Annotated in this window: 16 protein-coding genes; 9 read left to right on the top strand and 7 right to left on the bottom strand. The window is 64.9% G+C overall.

Features of this window, described 5'->3' with window-relative positions:
• Positions 1-2 precede the first annotated feature (2 nt).
• From ACIQC5_RS19565 to ACIQC5_RS19540, 6 genes are read left to right on the top strand one after another with little or no spacing between them, the layout of a single operon-like run.
• Positions 3-1061 (top strand): ABC transporter substrate-binding protein, encoded by a 1059-nt coding sequence (locus tag ACIQC5_RS19565; RefSeq protein WP_400286200.1) that lies wholly within the window; start codon positions 3-5, stop codon positions 1059-1061.
• Positions 1058-2224 (top strand): LLM class flavin-dependent oxidoreductase, encoded by a 1167-nt coding sequence (locus ACIQC5_RS19560; protein WP_400286197.1) that lies wholly within the window; start codon positions 1058-1060, stop codon positions 2222-2224. Before ACIQC5_RS19565 ends, ACIQC5_RS19560 begins: the two co-directional genes overlap by 4 nt.
• Complete coding sequence (locus ACIQC5_RS19555; RefSeq protein WP_400286194.1) at positions 2208-3035, top strand: DUF1684 domain-containing protein; 828 nt, start codon at positions 2208-2210, stop codon at positions 3033-3035. Before ACIQC5_RS19560 ends, ACIQC5_RS19555 begins: the two co-directional genes overlap by 17 nt.
• On the top strand, positions 3032-4123 hold the full coding sequence (locus tag ACIQC5_RS19550; protein ID WP_400286191.1) for an LLM class flavin-dependent oxidoreductase: 1092 nt from the start codon (positions 3032-3034) through the stop codon (positions 4121-4123). Before ACIQC5_RS19555 ends, ACIQC5_RS19550 begins: the two co-directional genes overlap by 4 nt.
• A 9-nt stretch (positions 4124-4132) precedes the next feature.
• The gene (locus ACIQC5_RS19545; protein WP_400286189.1) at positions 4133-5488 is read left to right on the top strand and encodes an NtaA/DmoA family FMN-dependent monooxygenase; all 1356 of its coding nucleotides are present in this window, start codon (positions 4133-4135) and stop codon (positions 5486-5488) included.
• Positions 5485-5700: a hypothetical protein gene (locus ACIQC5_RS19540; protein ID WP_400286187.1), complete on the top strand. Its 216-nt coding sequence runs from the start codon at positions 5485-5487 to the stop codon at positions 5698-5700. The genes ACIQC5_RS19545 and ACIQC5_RS19540 overlap by 4 nt, the downstream gene beginning before the upstream one ends.
• Here ACIQC5_RS19540 and ACIQC5_RS19535 read toward each other — a convergent pair.
• Entirely contained in the window at positions 5697-6893 is a 1197-nt protein-coding gene (locus ACIQC5_RS19535) for an FG-GAP repeat domain-containing protein (RefSeq protein WP_400286184.1), read from the bottom strand. The two genes, ACIQC5_RS19540 and ACIQC5_RS19535, sit on opposite strands and share 4 nt — an antisense overlap.
• A 90-nt stretch (positions 6894-6983) precedes the next feature.
• Entirely contained in the window at positions 6984-7427 is a 444-nt protein-coding gene (locus ACIQC5_RS19530) for a GNAT family N-acetyltransferase (RefSeq protein WP_400286181.1), read from the bottom strand.
• 158 nt (positions 7428-7585) lie between these two features.
• Here ACIQC5_RS19530 and ACIQC5_RS19525 point away from each other — a divergent pair, with 158 nt between their 5' ends.
• On the top strand, positions 7586-8515 hold the full coding sequence (locus ACIQC5_RS19525) for a threonine/serine dehydratase (protein ID WP_400286179.1): 930 nt from the start codon (positions 7586-7588) through the stop codon (positions 8513-8515).
• 81 nt (positions 8516-8596) lie between these two features.
• Here the strand turns inward: ACIQC5_RS19525 and ACIQC5_RS19520 are convergent, their stop codons facing one another.
• Entirely contained in the window at positions 8597-9577 is a 981-nt protein-coding gene (locus ACIQC5_RS19520; RefSeq protein ID WP_400286176.1) for an ABC transporter substrate-binding protein, read from the bottom strand.
• 260 nt (positions 9578-9837) lie between these two features.
• On the opposite strand from ACIQC5_RS19520, the gene ACIQC5_RS19515 reads away from it, so the two are divergent.
• Together ACIQC5_RS19515 and ACIQC5_RS19510 are read left to right on the top strand one after the other, a co-directional pair.
• Positions 9838-10827 carry an LLM class flavin-dependent oxidoreductase gene (locus ACIQC5_RS19515; protein ID WP_400286174.1) on the top strand — a complete coding sequence of 330 codons (990 nt, stop codon included), beginning with the start codon at positions 9838-9840 and terminating at the stop codon, positions 10825-10827.
• Between the two features lie 86 nt (positions 10828-10913).
• Positions 10914-13550: a trehalase-like domain-containing protein gene (locus tag ACIQC5_RS19510; protein WP_400286172.1), complete on the top strand. Its 2637-nt coding sequence runs from the start codon at positions 10914-10916 to the stop codon at positions 13548-13550.
• Positions 13551-13564: 14 nt separating this feature from the next.
• Here the strand turns inward: ACIQC5_RS19510 and ACIQC5_RS19505 are convergent, their stop codons facing one another.
• The 4 genes from ACIQC5_RS19505 to ACIQC5_RS19490 all read right to left on the bottom strand — a co-directional run bounded on the left by ACIQC5_RS19505 (position 13565) and on the right by ACIQC5_RS19490 (position 18850).
• Positions 13565-14491, bottom strand: a complete 927-nt coding sequence (locus tag ACIQC5_RS19505) for an AEC family transporter (RefSeq protein ID WP_400286169.1) — start codon at positions 14489-14491, stop codon at positions 13565-13567.
• A gap of 167 nt (positions 14492-14658) precedes the next feature.
• Positions 14659-15090, bottom strand: coding sequence for an aspartate 1-decarboxylase (gene panD / locus ACIQC5_RS19500; RefSeq protein ID WP_400286166.1), 432 nt, complete (start codon positions 15088-15090; stop codon positions 14659-14661).
• Between the two features lie 149 nt (positions 15091-15239).
• Positions 15240-16805: a rhamnulokinase family protein gene (locus ACIQC5_RS19495; RefSeq protein WP_400286163.1), complete on the bottom strand. Its 1566-nt coding sequence runs from the start codon at positions 16803-16805 to the stop codon at positions 15240-15242.
• Complete coding sequence (locus ACIQC5_RS19490) at positions 16802-18850, bottom strand: bifunctional aldolase/short-chain dehydrogenase (RefSeq protein WP_400286160.1); 2049 nt, start codon at positions 18848-18850, stop codon at positions 16802-16804. The genes ACIQC5_RS19495 and ACIQC5_RS19490 overlap by 4 nt, the downstream gene beginning before the upstream one ends.

Here is an 18850-nt window from a genome sequence, read left to right as displayed (position 1 = left end):
CCATGCTTCGCATCACCCGTGGCCCCGCCATCCCCGACACCCGTGGCCCCGCCACCAAGTCATCAAAACTGCCCCGCACCAAAGCCCGGCTCTTGGCACTCGCGGTGCTCCCCGCCGTCGTACTTCCTGCGCTCGCTGGCTGCTCCGATCCAGGTGCGTCGGCAGCCAAGCCAGAGTCTGAAGCCGCGAAGAACGGGATCGTCTACAACACTTCGGTGGACCAGAACCGGATCCGCGCGGAGAAGGACGCTGCTGCCGCAGGCGTCGTTCCCGCAGCGATCGCCAAGGATGGCAAGCTGACGGTGGCCACCACCGCAGGTTCCATCCCGCTGTCCTTCCACGCCACGGATGACAAGACGCCGATCGGCGTCGAGGTGGACATCGCGCAGCTCGTAGCTGACAAACTCGGGCTGGAGCTGGACCTCCAAGTGACGTCGTGGGAGAACTGGCCGCTCAAAACGCAGTCCGGCGATTTCGAGGCAGTGTTCTCCAACGTGGGCATCAACGCCGCCCGCGTGAAGCTGTTCGACTTCTCCACCTACCGGGCCGCGTACATGGGCTTCGAGGCGAAGAAAAGCTCCAGTTACGACATCAAGGGCTCGGACGACATTTCCGGCCTGAAGATTTCCGTGGGCTCGGGCACCAACCAGGAGAAGATCCTGCTGGCGTGGAACAAGGAACTCGAGGCCAAGGGTAAGGCCCCGGCTACGCTTCAGTACTACTCGTCGGACGCCGACACCATCCTGGCGCTCTCGTCCGGCCGTACGGACCTGAACCTGGCGCCGTACCCGTCGGTGACGTACCGCGAGAACACCCGCGACGACCTCAAGGTAGTGGGCAAGGTCAACGCAGGCTGGCCTGCCGAGACCCTCGTTGCGACCACCACGCTCAAGGGCAACGGACTGGCCCCGGCCATCACGGACGCCTTGAACTCCGCCATCAAGGACGGCTCCTACGCCAAGATCCTGGAACGCTGGGGCCTCTCCGAGGAAGCCATTCCGGAATCCAAGACCGTCACTGAAGAAACGTTCGGCGCTTCCCCAACTGGGGCGGCCAAGTGAAGTTCCAAGTTCTGGACATCATCCCGCACCTGAAAAATCCGGTGACCGGGGAGATCGTCTCCACCGCAGACCGTCTCAACCAGGTGGTGGAAACGGCCCGCCGGGCGGAGGAACTCGGGTTCGACAGCTTCTCTGTGGGAGAGCGCCACGCCGGCGAGTTCGTCTCGTCATCCCCCACCACGGTCCTCGCAGCGATTGCCGCCGTCACGAGCCGCATCCGGCTGCAGACCGGTGTCACAGTGCTGTCCGTCCTGGACCCCGTTCGCGTGGCCGAGGACTACGCCACGATTGACCAACTGAGCCGTGGCCGTCTGGAACTGGTGATCGGCAAGGGCAACGAGGTGCTCCAGTACCCCCTGTTCGGCCTGTCCTTGGAGGACCAGTGGGAGCTCCTTGCCGAAAAGTACACCCTTCTCCGAGCGCTGTGGCGCAAGGAAAGCGTCACCTGGTCGGGTCGCTTCAGGCCGGCGCTCACCGAACCAACGACGACGACGCCACGCCCGTTCGCGGGATCGCCCCGGATTTGGCACGGCTCGGCTACAACCCTGATATCCGCTGCGCTCGCGGCCAAGTGGGGCGACCCGCTGTTCACGGCCAACGCCATCCAGCCGCGCGAGAACTACAAGGTCCTCATTGATCACTACCGCGAAGAATACGAGCGCCATGGACACGATCCGCGGCACCAGTACTTGGGCTCGGGCAGCGGTGCCGGCGGAGTGTTCATCGCGGACACCACCCAGGAGGCCATCCGCCAATACGGTCCTGTTTACGAAGGGCTGACTGCCAGCCGCAATGTCCCTGGGAACAACTCACCGTTCCGGGACATCCACCATGCCGTCGCCGAAGGTCCCGCCCTGGTTGGCAGCCCGGAGCAGGTCATCGACAAGATCCTCAGCTACCACTCGTTGTACGGCCACGATCTTCAGTCGATTTCCTTGCCCACCACCCTGCCCTTCGAACAGCAGCTCGAAATCCTGGAACGCTTCGCGCTGGAGGTCATCCCGGCCGTCCGTGCCGCAGCACCGAGCACCCTGTGGGAATCCAGCGATCCGTTCGGTGGCCGCCCGGAATCCGCCGGGGCAACCGAACCCGACGCAGCAGCAACCGTCACCGCCGACCACGCCTTCAACAGGAGCGACAACGCACATGTCTACGCACACTGAAACAGCCTTGGAATCGTTTGAAGAAAATTGGCAGGAATGGCACGACGCCCACGAACGCCACCGTGCCCACCCGCACGGATTTCTCGCCGTGACCCACCTGCACTGGCTGGGCAGCGAGGCAACCCGGCTGGAAGGCGTCCCGGGCAGCTGGAGTGCGGAGGACGACGTCGTACGCGTTGTCCTGGAACCCGGCGAAAGCCTGCAGCGGGACGGCGTGGAGTTGAAGATTGGCGAGCCGCTTGCCTTCGGGCCGATCGAGGAGCGCGGCGGCATCAACCTGGCCTCGGGCGACACCGTGATCGAGGTTGCCAAGCGGGGCGGCGAATACATCGTGCGGCCGCGGAACCCGTCGAATGCCCTCTTGCGGGAGTATCAGGGAACACCGGCCTACACGCCCAACGCTGCCTTCGCGGTGGCCGGTACGTTCGTTCCGTTCGAGGTTCCTCGCCCCACCACAGTGGGTGCCGCCGTCGAGGGGATCCAGCACGTCTACGAAGCACCGGGCGAGATCCGCTTCAAGCTCGCCGGCCAAGAGCTGGCGCTCACTGCGTTCAATGGGCATGCCCCGGGCTCCCTGTCCGTGCTGTTCACGGACCAAACCTCCGGCAGGACCACCTACGCGGCCAACCGCTCGCTGTCGGTGGTTCCCGCCGCGGACGGGACCGTGCAACTCGACTTCAACCGCGCCGTCAACCTGCCGTGCGCCTACACCGACCTCGCGACCTGCCCGCTGCCGCCTGCCGAAAACCGGCTTCCGGTGGCCATCGAAGCCGGCGAGAAGATTCCCTACGAACGTCAGGACCAGAAGTGAGCACTCCCCAAAGGGCCGGATTCCTGGCCATCGAACTAGACGGCGCGGGGCACCGGAACCTTGCCGCAGCCGTCCTCGCCGCCGAGTCCGCAGGCTTCCATGTGGCAACCTTCAAGGATGCGCCGGAAGCCGGCCGTACCAACGCTTTGCAGCGCGCAGCCTTTGCCGGGCCGGTGACGCGGACCATTGCCGTGGTCCCGGAAGTGGACACCGTCTATACGGAGCCGTTCCACATCTCCACGCAGCTCGCGAGCCTGGATTACGTATCGGGTGGCCGTGCCGGGTGGATCGTCACCGCAGCGCACTCACCCGAGGCCGCTGCCGCCGTCGGACGCTCTCTTGTCAGCGGCGAAGCGCTGGCTCAGGAAGCCGCAGCGTCGATCGAGGTTGGTCGCCGGTTGTGGGACTCCTGGGAGGACGACGCCGTGATCCGCGACGTCGCGACAGGGCGGTACATCGACGTCGACAAGCTGCACTACGCGGACTTCGAAACTACCGCGGACTTTGCTGGCCCCGCGTATTCCGTCAAGGGCCCGTCCATCATTCCGAGGCCGCTGCAAGGACAGCTTCCGGTGCTCGCCGCGTCCTCGCTCGTGGGCGATGGCTTGGTTTCGGCCCATGCCGTTGACGCCGTGCTCGTCTCCGCACCGACACCCGAATTGCTCGCAGCTGAGGTTCGCGACGTGCGGGCCCGTCTGGGTACTTCGGTGGCGATTATTGCGGAGCTCGACGTCGTTCTGGACTCGCGCGGGCAGGCTGCGGCCTCCCGCGTAGTCAATTCGGCGGAAGCCGGCACTGCGGCGGACGCCGGCCGGCCACGTTTTGTCGGCTCAGCTGGCGATCTCACGGAATTCCTGGACCCGCTGCTAAGGGAGGCCGACGGTGTTCGTCTCCACCCCGCCGATGTGGACGTCGAGCTGGGCGAACTCGCACGGCTGGTGTTGCCCGAACTTCGCCGCCGCGGTTCCTTGCGGGCGCCTGTTCAGGACGGTACGTTCCGCGATGTGCTCGGACTGGGACGTCCAGTGAGCCGCTATTCGACTTCTTCTGCGGCCACTGCCGTTGGCGCCTTGGGCGCCGGAAACTAGGGGGAAACCATGACACAGCACAACCGTGCTATTTTCCAGCCGTCAGGTCAGATCCAGTTCGGAATCTTCTTCCAGGGCGTCAACTCCGGCACGATCTGGAAGGCTGAGGAATCGGGCTCGCAGACTGACTTCGAGTCCTTCCGGCACATCGTCCAGACTGCTGAACGCGGTAAGTTTGCTGCCTTCTTCCTCGGAGAAGGGCTGCGCCTGCGTGAACACCTCGGGCGCCCGCATGCCTTGGACGTGGTGGGCCGACCGGACGCGCAGACCATGCTCGCCGCCTTGGCTGCAGTGACTACCAACATCGGTTTGGTTGCCACGCAAAACACCACGTACAACGACCCCGCGGACCTGGCGCACCGATTGTCATCCCTTGACCTGATCTCGGGCGGCCGCGCTGCCTGGAATGTCGTCACCACGGACAACGCGTGGACGGGGGCAAACTTCCGCCGCGGCGGATACCTGGACCACGCTGACCGCTACAAGCATGCAGAGGCCTTCGTGGAAACCGCCAAACGGATCTGGGACTCGTGGGAAACCCCGTCGGGGCCGGCCCGCCGGGTTCTCCACGAGGGTCAGCATTACACCGTTGACCTCACGCCCCGCCTGCCGCGGAGCGCACAGTACCGACCCGTCCTCTTCCAGGCCGGCGACTCACCGGAGGGCCGTGACTTCGCCGCACGCCAGGCTGACGTGATCTTCTCGGCCCACCCCAAGTTCGATGACGCCGTGGAGTTCCGCCGCGACATCGTAGCCCGTTCCGTGGCTGCGGGCCGTGGCGCCAATGCCGTACAGATCATGCCAGCCAGCGAGTTCATCCTTGCCGCCACGGACCAGGAAGCCCAAGAGAAGAAGGCCTGGGTCCGCAGCCTGCAGATCGGTCCACAGCAAGCCATCGCATACTTGGAACAGTTCTGGGGCCGCGAGCTCTCCTCCTATGATCCGGACGGACCGCTCCCGGACATCGATCCCGTAGTTGAGGAGACCTCCGAAACGCGGGGGAGCGGCTTCCACGGAGCCAAAGCCAGGCAGCTGGCCGATCAGTGGAGGGCCGAGGCCAAGGACAAAGATCTCTCGATCCGCCAGTTCGTCACCTCCAAGACGGCGCGCATCGACGCCACCTTCACAGGTTCTTACACGGCTGTTGCTGACCACCTCGCCGAGTACGCCCGGGTTGGTGCGGTGGATGGTTTCAACATCTCGCCGTGGCTCATCCCCACCGGACTGGACGAGATCGTCAACCACTTGGTTCCCGAACTCCAGGAACGCGGTGTGTACCCCACGGAGTATCGCGGCGCAACGCTTCGAGAAAATCTGGGGCTGGAGACGCCGGCCCGTTCGGATGAGTCGGTGCCTGTCCCATGAGCCTGAAGCGGGCGTTTCTTGCTGGATCATCCCTTCGCCGCGAAACCGGAACCCTGGATCTGCACGGATTTCGCCGCGTGGACCACGGAATGATCCAGCAGAATCAACCGCCGGCAACGCAGGACGTCGACGGCGGCGGGAAGAGTGCCGCCGTCGACGTTTCGCGCGGGACCGTCAGCCTGCAACTGGCAGTGTGGGAGCTGCGGCTTTAGAGCAGTTCCCGGAACACGTCCCAACCTGTGCCGACGGGTGCGGACGGACCCCACAAGCCGGTAAGTCCAGCGCCGGTGGAGTAGGTGACCAGGTCGCCGTTCCCCGCGACGGCGAAGAGGTGGTTGTACTGTGAGTGGCCGAAACTGCCCAAGCCGGCGATTTCGGTGAACGTGTCCCAATCCGCGCTCGTGAACGCAGGCTCCTCCCAGCCGCCCTGCCCGTCCGTGGGGTAGAGGTGCAGATAACCGTTGTAGTCGCGGGCGAAGACGTCCACGGCGCCGTCTGCATTCATGTCGCCGGCCGTGATGATCTTGTCCATGACCTGCCACCCCCACCCCACCGTGGACCGCGGGAGCCAGCCGCCCTCGCCGTCACCGGGGTAAAGGTAGAGATCTCCGGCGGTGTTGCGGGCCAGGACATCGTTGGTTCCGTCGCCGTTGAAATCGCCGGGGCCCACGATTGAATCGAAGATGTTCCAGCCCTGGCCAACCTGCCGGCGGTCAAGCCAGCCGCCGTCGCCGTCCCCCGGGTAGAGGAAGAGGCCGCCAGCCGAATCCCTGCCAAGAAGATCGTTGAATCCATCGCCGTCGAAGTCGCCCGGGGAGAAGACGATGTCGAAGATGTTCCAGCCCTGGCCCACTTGGCGGGGCTCGTCCCACTCACCAAAGTATGAAGGGCAGGCACCCTCGCACGCGCCCTCGTGGTAGGTGTAGGTCCGCGGGTACAGCACCAGACGGCCGTCGTCCGTGCGGCCCAGCAGTTCCAGGTTCCCCCGGTCGGTCCAGCCCATCGCCCTGGAGGATGCCTTGATGGGTGTCGTTTCCGCGCTCAACTGGGTCCCTTCGGGGCACCCGGATTCTCCTGGGGTCAGTGGAATTACTTTGAGCGCGATCCTGCTGCCCTGATCTTCCGGAAGGATTCGCAGAGTGTCACCCTGGCGTTCCTCCGGGAGAGGTTCGCCGTCGCGGAGCCATTCAAGGGTGATGCCGTGGCCGGTGCCGTCGGGATTTTTACACCCCGAATACTCGTAGGTGTACTGACGGCGCATTTCCGCACCGACATACGGGACGCCGTCGATGATAGGTGTTGGCGCGTCAGCGGCGGTGGCGGTTCCTGCGCTTGGCAGTCCGGCGGCCAGCGCCAAGACCAGCGCGCCCGCAAGGCTCAAAGTGCGCGCTCGAAAGATCCCCATTGTCCCCCCTGAAGTGAGCATCGAAAGTATGTGCTGAGGGTACCACCGGGGCTGGTGGCGGCCGGAGCGCCCCAGTGCCGAATAGCTCGCTCAGCCGCGCCCCGGCGCAACCATGAACACGTCGATCGGATCTTCGGTCTCCACGATGAAGCCGTGCCGTTCGTATAAACGCCGCGCTGCGCTTCCTTGGAGGACGTCCAGCTTGAACGGACGCTCGTCGGCGGACTCCTGCATGACCTGCCGGAGGACCGCTCCGCCCAGGCCCTGTCCTTGATGCTCCGGTGCGATGAAAAAGTGCTCGATCCATTGAGCGTCGGGCTCCGGTCGGACGGCAATCACCCCGGCGTCCTCATCCGCGATTTCCACGACGAGGGCGTGCTCAGGCCGGAACGCGTTCAGGAAGCGCTCGCGGACGCGTAGGGGGTCCCAGCGGCCGAGCCGTTCGAGATCCGGGCGCATGACGACGGCGCGCAGCTCGGCAATCCACTGGGCATCGTCGGCGTGGGACGGGCGAAGGGAAAAAGCGGTAGGCATGGCTCCATTCTGCTGGATCATTCCCGTCCCCACCGCTCGAAGGCCCGGAACCACAAGGTGCTGCCGGGCAAACCTCCGAATGATCCAGCAGAAAGCAGTGAACATCTCCGCCGAACCGCGTTCGAACCATAGGATGAAACGGAGGAAAGGGGCCCAACATGGTCACTCGCGAAGAGGTCGAGGCAGCATATTCACGGACCGCCGGGTGGGTTCGGCACACACCGGTTACGGAGAGCGGCAACGCTGAGCCCTATCACCTGTGGTTCAAGTGCGAATACATGCAGCACACCGGTTCGTTCAAGGCCCGCGGCGCGTTCAACCGCCTGCTCACGGCGAGGGAGAGCGGCGAGCTCAACCCGGAGATTGGCATTGTGGTGGCGTCGGGCGGCAACGCGGGCCTGGCCAATGCCTACGCTGCGGCCAAGCTCGGGGTTCCGGCCACGGTGTTTGTCCCTGAGTCCGCGCCGGCGAACAAAATAGCGAAGCTCCACAAAATCGGCGCCACTGTTGTTCCGCACGGGACCGAGTACGCCGAGGCCTACGCTGCCGCCGTCCAATTCGCTGAAGAGAAGGGCGCGATCTATTGCCACGCCTACGACCAGCCGGAGATCGTGGCGGGCGCAGGTGGCGTTGGGCTTGAGCTGCTGGATGAATTGCCCGATGTCGACACTATCCTCGTTGCCGTTGGCGGCGGCGGGTTGATGGGCGGTATCGCGGCGGCCACCGAGGGGAGGGCGCATGTAGTAGGCGTTGAACCCGAAACGGTCCCTACCTTGCACACTGCGCTGGCAACAGGTGAGCCAGTGGATGTTGCGGTCTCCGGGATCGCCGCGGATTCCTTGGGCGCCCGACGGATCGGCGAGATCGGCTTTGGCGTTGCCCGCCGCACGGGTGTGCAGAGCGTGCTGGTCAGTGACGAGGACATTGTCGCGGCCCGCCGAAACCTATGGGAGGACCACCGGATCGTGGTGGAACACGGTGCTGCCGCAGCTTACGCCGCACTACTGTCCGGCGCTTACAATCCACGGGAAGGCGAAACCGTTGCCGTGATCCTCTGCGGCGCCAACACGGACCCGGCCCACTTCTAGGAGCGCCCAACGCAAGAATCCCCGCCGGTTGGTGTCCGGCGGGGATTCGGCGTCGGCAGGTCTGCCCTGCCACAGCGGTTCCTACTTCTTGGGCAGGCCTGCCGGGTTCAGTTCGGACGCAGGAATGGCCTCGGAGGAGAGCCCCCAGCGGTCCAGGATCTTGGCGTAGCTGCCGTCCTTGATGAGGGTATTGAGCGCAGCCTGGGCGGCTACGGCCAAACCGTTGCCCTTCTGGGTGGTGAACGCAATCTCGGCCTTCAGCGGCCAGCCACCCTCAAGCGTGCCCACCTCCTTGGTCTTGCCGTCCTTGGCCGCTTTGTACGCCGCGGAGGCGTTGGGCCCGAACGTCAGGTCCGCGCGGCCGGACTGGAGGGCGAGCTGGGAGGCGGAGTCGTCGTCGTAATACTGGAACTCGACCGGCTTCAAGCCGTTCTTCTTGTTCTCCTCGTCCCAGCGAACCAAGATGGCTTCCTGGTTGGTACCCGAGCCCACGATGATGCGCTTTCCGGCCACGTCCTTGGCCTCCTTGATCGTGGAGATGTCAGAATCCGACTTTGCGTAGAAGCCCAGGAGGTCGTTGCGGTAGGTGGCGAAGTCGAACTTCTCCTTGCGTGCCTCCGTGACAGTGACGTTGGACAGGACGGCTTCGTACTTGCCGGATTCGACGCCCAGCGGCCAGTCAGCCCACGCTACAGGCAGCACCTCGACCTGCAGGCCCAGGCTCTCGCCGACTGCGTAGGCGATGTCCACTTCACTGCCGATGAGTGTCTTGTTATCAGTGGCGAAGGTGCTCAGCGGGGGAGTGCCGCCGGTGGTCACCACGGTCAGCTTGCCGTCGGCTTTGATGGCGTCCGGAACCAGCGCCGCCGCCGCGGAGTCCACCGTCACCTTGATGCGGTCCTGCTGCGGCGTCAGGTTGAACTCCTTGGGGGCGCTGGAAGAAGCGTTCGACGGCGGTGCTACCGCCGCCGTCGCGCCCGGATCGGAGCAGGCGGCGAGCCCCAAAAGAGCGGTAGCGGCCAGCGCCGCCGTGACGCTGGTCCTGCCTGCAAAACGTGCCATGATGTCCCCTTGTTTGGAAGTCTGATGCGTACTTGTGGCTGCAACTATCCGGCAGGGCTGGAACACCGTCAAAGCGCTCTGAAACGCTGGGATACAAGGGTTCACGGCGGTTAATCGGGCGTCGAACGGGGTCACAAAACAGGGGCCAAACAAGCGCGCGACGCAACTCACGGAAATAAGCCGGGTACCGCCGTCGTTGTCGCTGGAGTGCCCGGCAACCAATCGTGCGGGCATCGCGAAACGTACCGAAAGGCATCCCCGTGACTGTTCCTCTTTCCATCCTCGACCTGGCAACCATCGGAAAGGGCCAGACGGTGGCGGAAAGCCTCGCAGGCAGCGTGGCCATGGCGCAGAAGGCGGAAGAGCTGGGCTATCGCCGGGTTTGGTATGCCGAGCACCACAACATGTCGGCCATCGCCTCCTCGGCCACGAGTGTCCTGATTGCCCACGTCGCCGCCCACACGAACAGCATCCGGCTTGGCGCCGGCGGCGTCATGCTTCCCAACCACTCGCCGCTGACCATCGCTGAGCAGTTCGGCACCCTGGAGACGCTGCACCCGGGACGCATCGACCTCGGATTGGGCCGCGCTCCGGGCAGTGACCAGAACACCATGCGTGCTCTTCGGCGCGACCACATGTCCTCGGACGCGTTCCCCCAGGACGTCCTGGAGTTGCAGGGCTACCTCACGGGTCCCACCCGCATCCAAGGGGTGGAAGCGACGCCGGGCAAGGGCACCAACGTGCCGCTCTACATTCTGGGCTCGTCGCTGTTCGGTGCCCAGCTGGCCGCCCAGTTCGGGCTCCCGTACGCGTTCGCCTCGCACTTCGCGCCGGCGGCACTGCAGGACGCTGTGGCCATTTACCGCCGCGATTTCAAGCCTTCAGAGCAACTGTCCGAGCCCCATGTGATCGCCGGAGTGAACGTCACCGCGGCGGACACCAATGCCGAGGCCCAGGAGATCTTCCACGCCGTCAAGCGCGCCCGCGTTTCGCTGTTCTTCGGCGGTGGCCGCGAGTTCACCGATGACGAGGCGGATATGGTCCTGGATTCCCCGCAGGGCCAGCACATTGCGCAGATGGTGAAGTATTCGGCGGTGGGAACCCCGGACGTGGTGCGCGACTACCTCGACGAATTCGCCAAGCACGCTGACGCCGACGAACTCATCGTGGCCCACCAGAGCACGGGCACCGAGGCGCGCCTGCGGTCCGTGGAACTCGTGGCCGAGGTTGCCGGGCTGGTGACAGCCTAGGGCTGTTACGTATTCGCAACGGGAGAGCTATACAGCGGAAACCGGCCGGGCGGAAACTAGGAATATCCGGACCGGAAGGACCCGCCATGCCTACTCCGTTGAATCAATCAGTTGCCGACTCCGCGCTGCTGATGAACTCGCTCCCGCTTGGCCTCCTGCGGACTTTCCTGCAATCGGACGCGCAGCACGGAATCACGCCTCAACTCCTGGCGGAGCTCAGGGTCCTCTCCCGGGTCCCTGGCCTCCTGGTGGCCTGCAACTACGGTGGAACGCTCTGCTCGGCCGAAGGGGTTTCAACGGAAACACTGCCGTTGGACAGCGCCGCCGTGGCACTGCGGGCGCTCGCGGCACTGCCCAATACGCACACGGCCATCATTTCCGGCCGATCGTTGCGGGACCTTGCCGCGGTTTCCAGGCTGCCCGCTGAGGTCCATTTGGTGGGCTCCCACGGCGTGGAGTTCGACATGGGTTATGCCTATGGGCTCTCACTGGCCACCGAAACCCTGCTCCAACACGTGGCCACCGCGTTGACCGAGGCTCTGGGCTTCGAAAAGGGCATCAGCATTGTTCGTAAGCCGGTGGGCGTGGCCGTCCATACCCGTCCCGCTACGCCCGAGGTGGTGGAGCGCGTGGTCTTCCGCGCCCAGCAGATCGCCATTGAATACGGGCTGTTCTTCATCATTGACGGCTCCGTCCTGGACCTCACGGTCGAGGAGCCGGCCAAAGGCCTGGCCCTGGAGCAGCTCCGTGCGCGGCTCGGAGTGAGTGCTGCCCTGTACGCCGGCGATGCCGCCAGCGACGAGAAGGCGCTCGCCACCTTGCGTGGCCCGGACCTCGGGCTGCACGTCGGTCCGGGGGACACGACGGCGGCACACACCATTCCGGACCCGGAATCCTTTGCGCGCGTCCTTGCCTTGTTGTTCGAGCTCCGGCGGGCATGGCTGTTCGGCGAAGACGCCGTGGGGCTGGAACGTCATTCGATGATCGGGAACGGAAGCTCGACGGCGTTGCTCACCCCGGACGCGAAAGTCTGTTGGATGAGCCACCCCTTGCCGGACTCGGGGTCCTTGTTCGCCCATATCCTGGGCGGCGATCCGGCCGGCCATTTCAGCATCGAACCCGTCAAGGCCTCGCCAGTGCTGGCCCAGCGCTATGTGGACAACACCATGATCGTGGAGACCCGTTGGGCCGACGTCACGGTGACGGACTACCTCGAACCAGCGCCCGAAGGGATCACGAGCCTGGTCCGCGTGCTCACGGGCACGGGCACGGCGCGAGTGGTTTTCGCGCCCAGGCCGGACTATGCCAACGCCCCGTTCAGCATGGAGATCCGGGGTGAAGAAGTCCACGTTGTGGGTACCTCGGACCCCATCATCCTCTCGGCACCGGGTGTTTCCTTCGAGATCACCAGCGACGGCAACCATGCAACTGCAACCGCGGAAGTGCCCCTGCAGTACGGTCCCGTTGTCCTGAACCTGCGCTGCGGAGACACCGAGCCGAGGCCCGCGGACCCGACCGGCGAGCCTGAGCGTCGTGCCGCCGTCGGACATGTCTACCGGGAGTGGGTCAAGACGCTGCAGCTGCCCACCATCAAGCCCTCGCTGGTGCGGCGCTCGGCGCTGGTGCTGAAGTCGCTCGTGCACGAACCGACCGGCGCCGTTCTCGCCGCGCCCACCACGTCGCTGCCCGAGGGCATCGGCGGGACGCGAAACTGGGACTACCGCTACTGCTGGCTGCGGGACGGTTCCATGACCGTGAAAGCGCTGGTGGATCTGGGTTCCACCGATGAAGCCGACGGGTTCCTGCTCTGGCTGGACCGTATTTTGGAGAATGCGCCCGGGCCGGAATGGCTGCACCCGCTCTACTCCGTGACCGGCTCGCCGCTGTCCACGGAGGCCATTGTGGAGAGCCTGCCGGGATACGCAGGTTCGCGTCCCGTGCGGATCGGCAATGCCGCTGACCACCAGGTTCAGCTGGACGTATTCGGGCCCATCGCAGAGCTGATCCACGGCCTGGGTGAGCGGCGCGGATTCCTGCCAGACGAGCACTGGTTCCTCATGGAGCAGATGGCCCACGCAGTGATCGCGCGCTGGCATGAACCCGATCACGGCATCTGGGAGGCCCGCCGCCCGCCACGGCACCACGTGTACACCAAGGTGATGTGCTGGGTGACGTTGGACCGGGCCCTTCAGGCAGCGGCTTTGCACGGCCGTCCGCCGCGTGCTGACTGGGCGCCAACAGCAGCCACCATCCGCGAGGAAGTCCTCCGCGAGGGCTGGGATTCGTCCGCGGCCTCCTACACCGTGGCCTATGACAGCCCCGATCTGGACGCTGCTGTGTTGCACATCGGCTTGTCCGGCCTGCTGGACGTCCAGGACCAGCGGTTCCTGGACACCGTGACTGCCGTTGAGCGCGAGTTGCGCGTCGGGCCCACCGTTTTCCGCTACAGGTACGACGACGGCCTGCCGGGTTTGGAAGGCGGGTTCCACATCTGCACCACCTGGCTGATCGAGGCGTACCTTGCCGTGGGCCGCCTGGACGATGCCTTGGAGCTGTTCAACCAGCTCGTAGCCCTGTTCGGCCCCACGGGACTCCTGCCCGAGGAGTACGATCCCGGATCCGAAACGCATCTGGGCAACCACCCGCAGGCGTACTCGCACCTGGGCTTCATCCGCTGCGCGCAACTCCTGGACCATTACTTGGCCAGCGCCGACGTGGAGTAACCCAGGGGACAGCGCTAGGCGAGCAGCAGCGCGACGGCGATCATGGCTGGCACGGCCACGATCGTGGTGATGAGCACGGTGTCCTTGGCGACGGTGATCCCGGCACGGTAGCGGCTCGCCGCAACGAACACGTTCTGCGCAGTCGGCAGGGCTGACGTCACCACCACGGCGAACAACGCGTGCCCGTCCATTCCCAGTGCAAAACGGGCAAACACATACGCGATCAATGGGTGAACGATCAGCTTGAACCCGCTCGCCAGCAGGGTGTCCAGCCGCCGGCCAGCGTCCTTCTGCAAGGGCCGGGACCCGTTCAAACTCATGCCGAACGCCATCAACATGGCCGGAATCGCGGCCCCGCCAATCAAGTGGATCGGTTCCAGGATGAGTTCGGGCACGTGGAAACCCGTGCCAGCCACCAACAGGCCCAGCGCGGAGCCCACGATCATCGGGTTCTTCACGATCATCAGCAGGAACCGCAGGGGAGTGGTGCGGTGCGAACTGGTGCTGGCATCGAGGGCCATCAGATACATGGGCGTGAAGAACGCGAGCTGGAAGATCAGCAACGGCGCCACGTAGCTGGCGTCACCCAGAACGAACACGGCAATTGGAATACCCAGGTTCGCGGAGTTGGCCAGCGATGCACTCATGGATGACATGAGGGCTTCCGGCATGGTGCGTTTGAGCCAGAACTTCACGATCACGAAGAACAACAAACCCGTGATGATGGCTCCGACGGCAGTCACCAGCAGCGGCGCAGCGAAGACATCGTGAAGTTTGGCCTTGCTGAGCGTTTCGAACAGGAGCGCCGGACTCGCCACGAAAAACGTCAGCGAACTCAGTACCGACCGCGCATTCTCGCCGAGCAGCTCACGGCGACCAACGAACATGCCCACCAGGATGATGGCCCAAACAACGAAAAACCCCGAAAGAACGCCGATCATGCTGGCGCCAGGGTAAGGAATAGTTGGGTCACCACTACAGCCTAGTCAGAAACTGTCGTTGAGAAAACGCTTTCACCGATGGATTCCGCGATGCGGACACTTGGCCACAAACGCATTCGACGTCGGCACTTTGGTAAGTGCCGACGTCGAACGCTTGTTGTGGAGCCTTAGCTGAGGTGCGCTGCGTTGCTGAGCGCGTGCGGCGGGCGCATGAGCCCGGGAGTGTGGGCCTCGGCGGGGTCGTTGCCAAGCTGGGTGATCTTGTTGTCCTTGTCCACGTGGACAACCTTGGGCTGGTAGGACTTGGCCTCTTCGGTGGTCATCTCTGCATACGTGATGAGGATGACGAGGTCGCCCACATGGACCTGGTGGGCCGCCGCTCCGTTGATACCGATGACGCCGGAACCGCGCTCGCCCGCGATGGTGTACGTTTCCAGCCGGGCACCGTTGGTCACGTCCACAATGGAAACGAGCTCGCCGGGAAGGATGTCGGCCGCGTCCAGGAGGTCCAGGTCAACGGTGACCGAACCGACGTAGTGGAGGTCGGCGTGCGTCACCGTGGCGCGGTGGATCTTGGACTTGAACATTGTGCGGATCATAATGCGATCAGTTTAGCGCGGGACCCCAGCCGGGCGCTGTGACGTACCAGACTCCCGGAGCCTGCGGCTTCCTGACCTTCTTTGAAACCAGGATGGCCGCGATTCAACCTCACTCGGTTGCTTCGCGGCCATTCCCCGTTCAAAGAGGGTCAGGAACGGCTGGACTGCAGGGCGCCCGCTGGTTCGTAGCACTCCAGTTGAGTGCCGGCGGCCACCAGCTCACGGAGCTCAGGCAGTCCACCGTCAACCACGCCCGCAGCGCGCGCCTGGACCAGGACGTTGCCCAATGCCGTAGCTTCCACCGGACCGGCCACTACAGGCTTGCCCGTGGCGTCGGCGGTCAGCTGGCACAGGAGCCGGTTCTGTGAACCGCCACCCACAATGTGCACCACATCAACATTCCGGCCGGCGAGACGTTGTGCGTCCGCCAGTGTGCGTGCGTAACCGGCCGCGAGACTGTCCATAATGCAACGCACGACGGCGGCAGGCCGGTCCGCCAGGACGGCACCGGTGTTGCGCACGGCTGCGCGGATACGCTCCGGCATGTTGTCCGGCGCCGTGAAAACCGGGTCATCGGCGTTGATCTGGGGCCCACCTGCAGGCAATGCCGTGGCGGCGTCCAGCAAAGCGGTCAGCGACTGGCTGAAACCTGCGGCCGCCCAGGAACGCTGGCATTCGCTGAGCAGCCAGAGGCCACCGACGTTACGGAGGTACCGGATGGTGCCGTCAACGCCGCGTTCGTTGGTGAAATTGGCCTTGCGGCTCGCTTCAGTCAGTACCGGGTGGAGGAGCTCCACGCCCACCAAGGACCAGGTACCGGAGGAGATGTAGGCGAAGGCCTCCGGGCCGGCCGCACCAGAAGACTCCGGTCCGGAAGACTGCGGTCCGGAAGACTGCACAGGAACTGCTGCCACGGCCGACGCGGTGTCGTGCGAGCCGACTGCAACCACGGTGGTGTCGGCAGGCAGGCCGGTCCGTTCGAGGATGGCCGGAAGCAGCGTCCCTACGGTTTCCCCGGGCTGGATGATCGGCGGGAAAGTGTTCCGAGGAAAGCCCAAAGCGTCCAGGAACTCCGTCGCCCACTCTCCCGCAACAGCGTCAAACAGTCCGGTGGTCGAGGCGTTCGTTGCCTCGGTACGGCGCTCGCCCGTGAGCAGGAACGCGATCAGGTCCGGGATCAGGAGTGCCTGAACACCGTCCAAGGAAGGCTCCGCGGCGAGCTGGTACACCGTGTTGAACTGCAAATACTGCAGACCGGTGGTGGCATACAGTTTTTCCGGCGGAATCGCTGCATGGACCCGCTCCACCGTGGCACGGCTGCGCTCGTCCCGGTAACTGTATGGCGCCGAGGTGAGGTCGCCGTCGTCGTTCACCAGCCCGTAGTCCACAGCCCAGGTGTCGATGCCGATGCTGGTGATGTGCTCGCCGTTGCTCGCGGCGATGGCAGCCGCGGCGGCGAGGCCCGCCAGTACCTCAGTGAACAGGGCGTCGAAATCCCAGCGGAGGCCGCCGTCGAGTTCTACCACGCCGTTCGGAAAACGGTGGACGGTTTCGAGCGAGGCCCCCTCCGTCCCTGAGACGCGGCCGAGCATGACGCGGCCGGAGGAGGCACCGATGTCGACGGCGGCGAACACGCGGTGCGGGGACACGCGGTGCGGGGACACCGCCCCGGCGCGTGCCGGGACGGTGTTCGCGGTTGAATCAGTGCTGCTCATCGCAGGAATGCGGCCGCGACCCCGGCATCCACGGGGATGTGGAGGCCAGTGGTGTGGGACAGTTCGTTGCTGGTGAGAACGGATGCGGCGTTGGCCACGTGTTCGGGCAGGACTTCGCGCTTGAGGAGTGTGCGCTGGGCGTAGTACTTGCCCAGTTCCTGCTCGTCCACGCCGTAGACCGCGGCGCGCTTTGCGCCCCAGCCGCCGGCGAAGATGCCGGAGCCGCGGACCACACCGTCGGGGTTGATGCCGTTGACGCGGACACCGTACTCGCCAAGTTCGGCAGCGAGGAGACGGACCTGGTGGGCCTGGTCTGCCTTGGTGGCGGAGTAGGCGATGTTGTTCGGGCCTGCGAAGACCGAGTTCTTGGAGGAGATGTAGATGATGTCTCCGCCCAGACCCTGATCGATCATGACCTTGGCAGCGGCCTTGGACACCAGGAACGAGCCCTTGGCCATGACGTTGTGCTGCAGGTCCCAGTCCTTCTCGGTGGTTTCCAGCAGCGGCTTGGAGATGGACAGGCCGGCGTTGTTGACCACCAGGTCCAGGCCACCGAACGCGAGCACGGCTTCCTGGATGGCGGCGGCGATCTGGGCTTCGTCGGTCACGTCAGCCTGCACGCCGATGGCGACGTCGGAGCCGCCCAGTTCCTCGGCGACCTTCTGCGCGTTCTCAAGGTTCAGGTCGGCAATGACGACGCACGCGCCGTCGGACGCCAAACGGGTGGCGATCGCCTTGCCGATGCCCGACGCCGCACCGGTCACCAGTGCGATGCGGGTGGCGTGGGACTTCGGCTTGGGCATGCGGGCGAGCTTGGCTTCTTCCAAGGCCCAGTACTCGATGCGGAACTTCTCGGATTCCTCGATCGGGGCATACGTGGAGATGGCCTCGGCGCCGCGCATCACGTTGATGGCGTTGATGTAGAACTCGCCCGCCACGCGTGCGGTCTGCTTGTCCTTGCCGAAGGAGAACATGCCCACGCCGGGGACCAGCACGATCGCCGGGTCCGCGCCTCGCAGTGCCGGACTGTTTTCGTCGGCGTGCCGGTCGTAGTAGGCCTGATAATCCTCGCGGTAGGCGGCGTGAAGTTCCTTGAGCCTGTTGGTTGACTCCTCGATGGAGGCATCGGCTGTCAGGTCCAGGACCAGGGGCTTGACCTTGGTGCGCAGGAAGTGGTCCGGGCAGGAGGTGCCCAGCGCGCCGAGGCGCGGGTGCTCTGCGGACTCGAGGAATTCAAGGACGACGGCGTCATCGCTGAAGTGCCCCAGCTGCGGCTTGTCCGTGGAGGCCAGGCCGCGAATCACGGGTGCGAGGGCAGCTGCCTTGGCTTTGCGCTCAGCTTCGGGCAGCGCGCTGTAGCCGGGGAGCTTGGCGCCGAAGGGCTCGGCTTTACCGTTTTCCTTGATGTAGTTCTCTGCCTGGTCAATGATCCAGAGCGAGTTGGCCTCGGCCTCTTCGCTGGTGGCGCCCCAGGCAGTGATGCCGTGGCCGCCCAAGATGGTGCCGATGGCCTGCGGATTGGCTTCCTTGATCGCGGCGATGTCCAGGCCCAGCTGGAAACCGGGGCGACGCCAGGGAACCCACACCACCTTGTCGCCGAAGACCTTGGAGGTCAGTGCTTCGCCATCAACGGCGGTAGCGATTGCGATGCCGGAGTCGGGGTGTAGGTGGTCCACGTGTGCGGCATCCACCAGGCCGTGCATGGCGGTATCGATCGAGGGAGCCGCGCCGCCCTTGCCGTGCAGGCAGTAATCGAACGCGGCCACCATTTCGTCTTCACGCTCAACGCCGGGGTAAACATCCTTGAGTGCCTGCAACCGGTCCAGGCGGAGTACAGCAAGGTTCCCGGCCTTCAGCGTGCCGAGGTCGCCGCCGGAGCCCTTGACCCACAGGAGCTCGACGTCCTGGCCGGTAACAGGGTCCTTCCCGGTGCCCTTGGCGGAGGTGTTTCCGCCGGCGAAGTTGGTGTTCCGCTTGTCCGCGCCGAGGCGGTTGGAACGGGAGATCAGGTCTTCAACAGTCTTGTTGGTGTCTTGCACGTTCAT

The sequence above is a fragment of the Paenarthrobacter sp. NPDC092416 genome, from assembly GCF_044755025.1.
In the GTDB taxonomy this organism is placed as follows: domain Bacteria; phylum Actinomycetota; class Actinomycetes; order Actinomycetales; family Micrococcaceae; genus Arthrobacter.
The sequence above is the reverse complement of the archived record's forward strand: the minus strand, read 5'-3'. Positions and strand labels throughout refer to the sequence as shown.

Bases quoted from the DNA above. Each gene is read 5' to 3' on its own strand.
- ACIQC5_RS19565 (WP_400286200.1), top strand. From the start codon at position 3: ATGCTTCGCATCACCCGTGGCCCCGCCATCCCCGACACCCGTGGCCCC.
- ACIQC5_RS19555 (WP_400286194.1), top strand. From the start codon at position 2,208: ATGTCTACGCACACTGAAACAGCCTTGGAATCGTTTGAAGAAAATTGG.
- ACIQC5_RS19545 (WP_400286189.1), top strand. From the start codon at position 4,133: ATGACACAGCACAACCGTGCTATTTTCCAGCCGTCAGGTCAGATCCAG.
- ACIQC5_RS19540 (WP_400286187.1), top strand. From the start codon at position 5,485: ATGAGCCTGAAGCGGGCGTTTCTTGCTGGATCATCCCTTCGCCGCGAA.
- ACIQC5_RS19535 (WP_400286184.1), bottom strand. From the start codon at position 6,893: ATGGGGATCTTTCGAGCGCGCACTTTGAGCCTTGCGGGCGCGCTGGTC.
- ACIQC5_RS19530 (WP_400286181.1), bottom strand. From the start codon at position 7,427: ATGCCTACCGCTTTTTCCCTTCGCCCGTCCCACGCCGACGATGCCCAG.
- ACIQC5_RS19525 (WP_400286179.1), top strand. From the start codon at position 7,586: ATGGTCACTCGCGAAGAGGTCGAGGCAGCATATTCACGGACCGCCGGG.
- ACIQC5_RS19520 (WP_400286176.1), bottom strand. From the start codon at position 9,577: ATGGCACGTTTTGCAGGCAGGACCAGCGTCACGGCGGCGCTGGCCGCT.
- ACIQC5_RS19510 (WP_400286172.1), top strand. From the start codon at position 10,914: ATGCCTACTCCGTTGAATCAATCAGTTGCCGACTCCGCGCTGCTGATG.
- ACIQC5_RS19505 (WP_400286169.1), bottom strand. From the start codon at position 14,491: ATGATCGGCGTTCTTTCGGGGTTTTTCGTTGTTTGGGCCATCATCCTG.
- panD (WP_400286166.1), bottom strand. From the start codon at position 15,090: ATGATCCGCACAATGTTCAAGTCCAAGATCCACCGCGCCACGGTGACG.
- ACIQC5_RS19495 (WP_400286163.1), bottom strand. From the start codon at position 16,805: ATGAGCAGCACTGATTCAACCGCGAACACCGTCCCGGCACGCGCCGGG.
- ACIQC5_RS19490 (WP_400286160.1), bottom strand. From the start codon at position 18,850: ATGAACGTGCAAGACACCAACAAGACTGTTGAAGACCTGATCTCCCGT.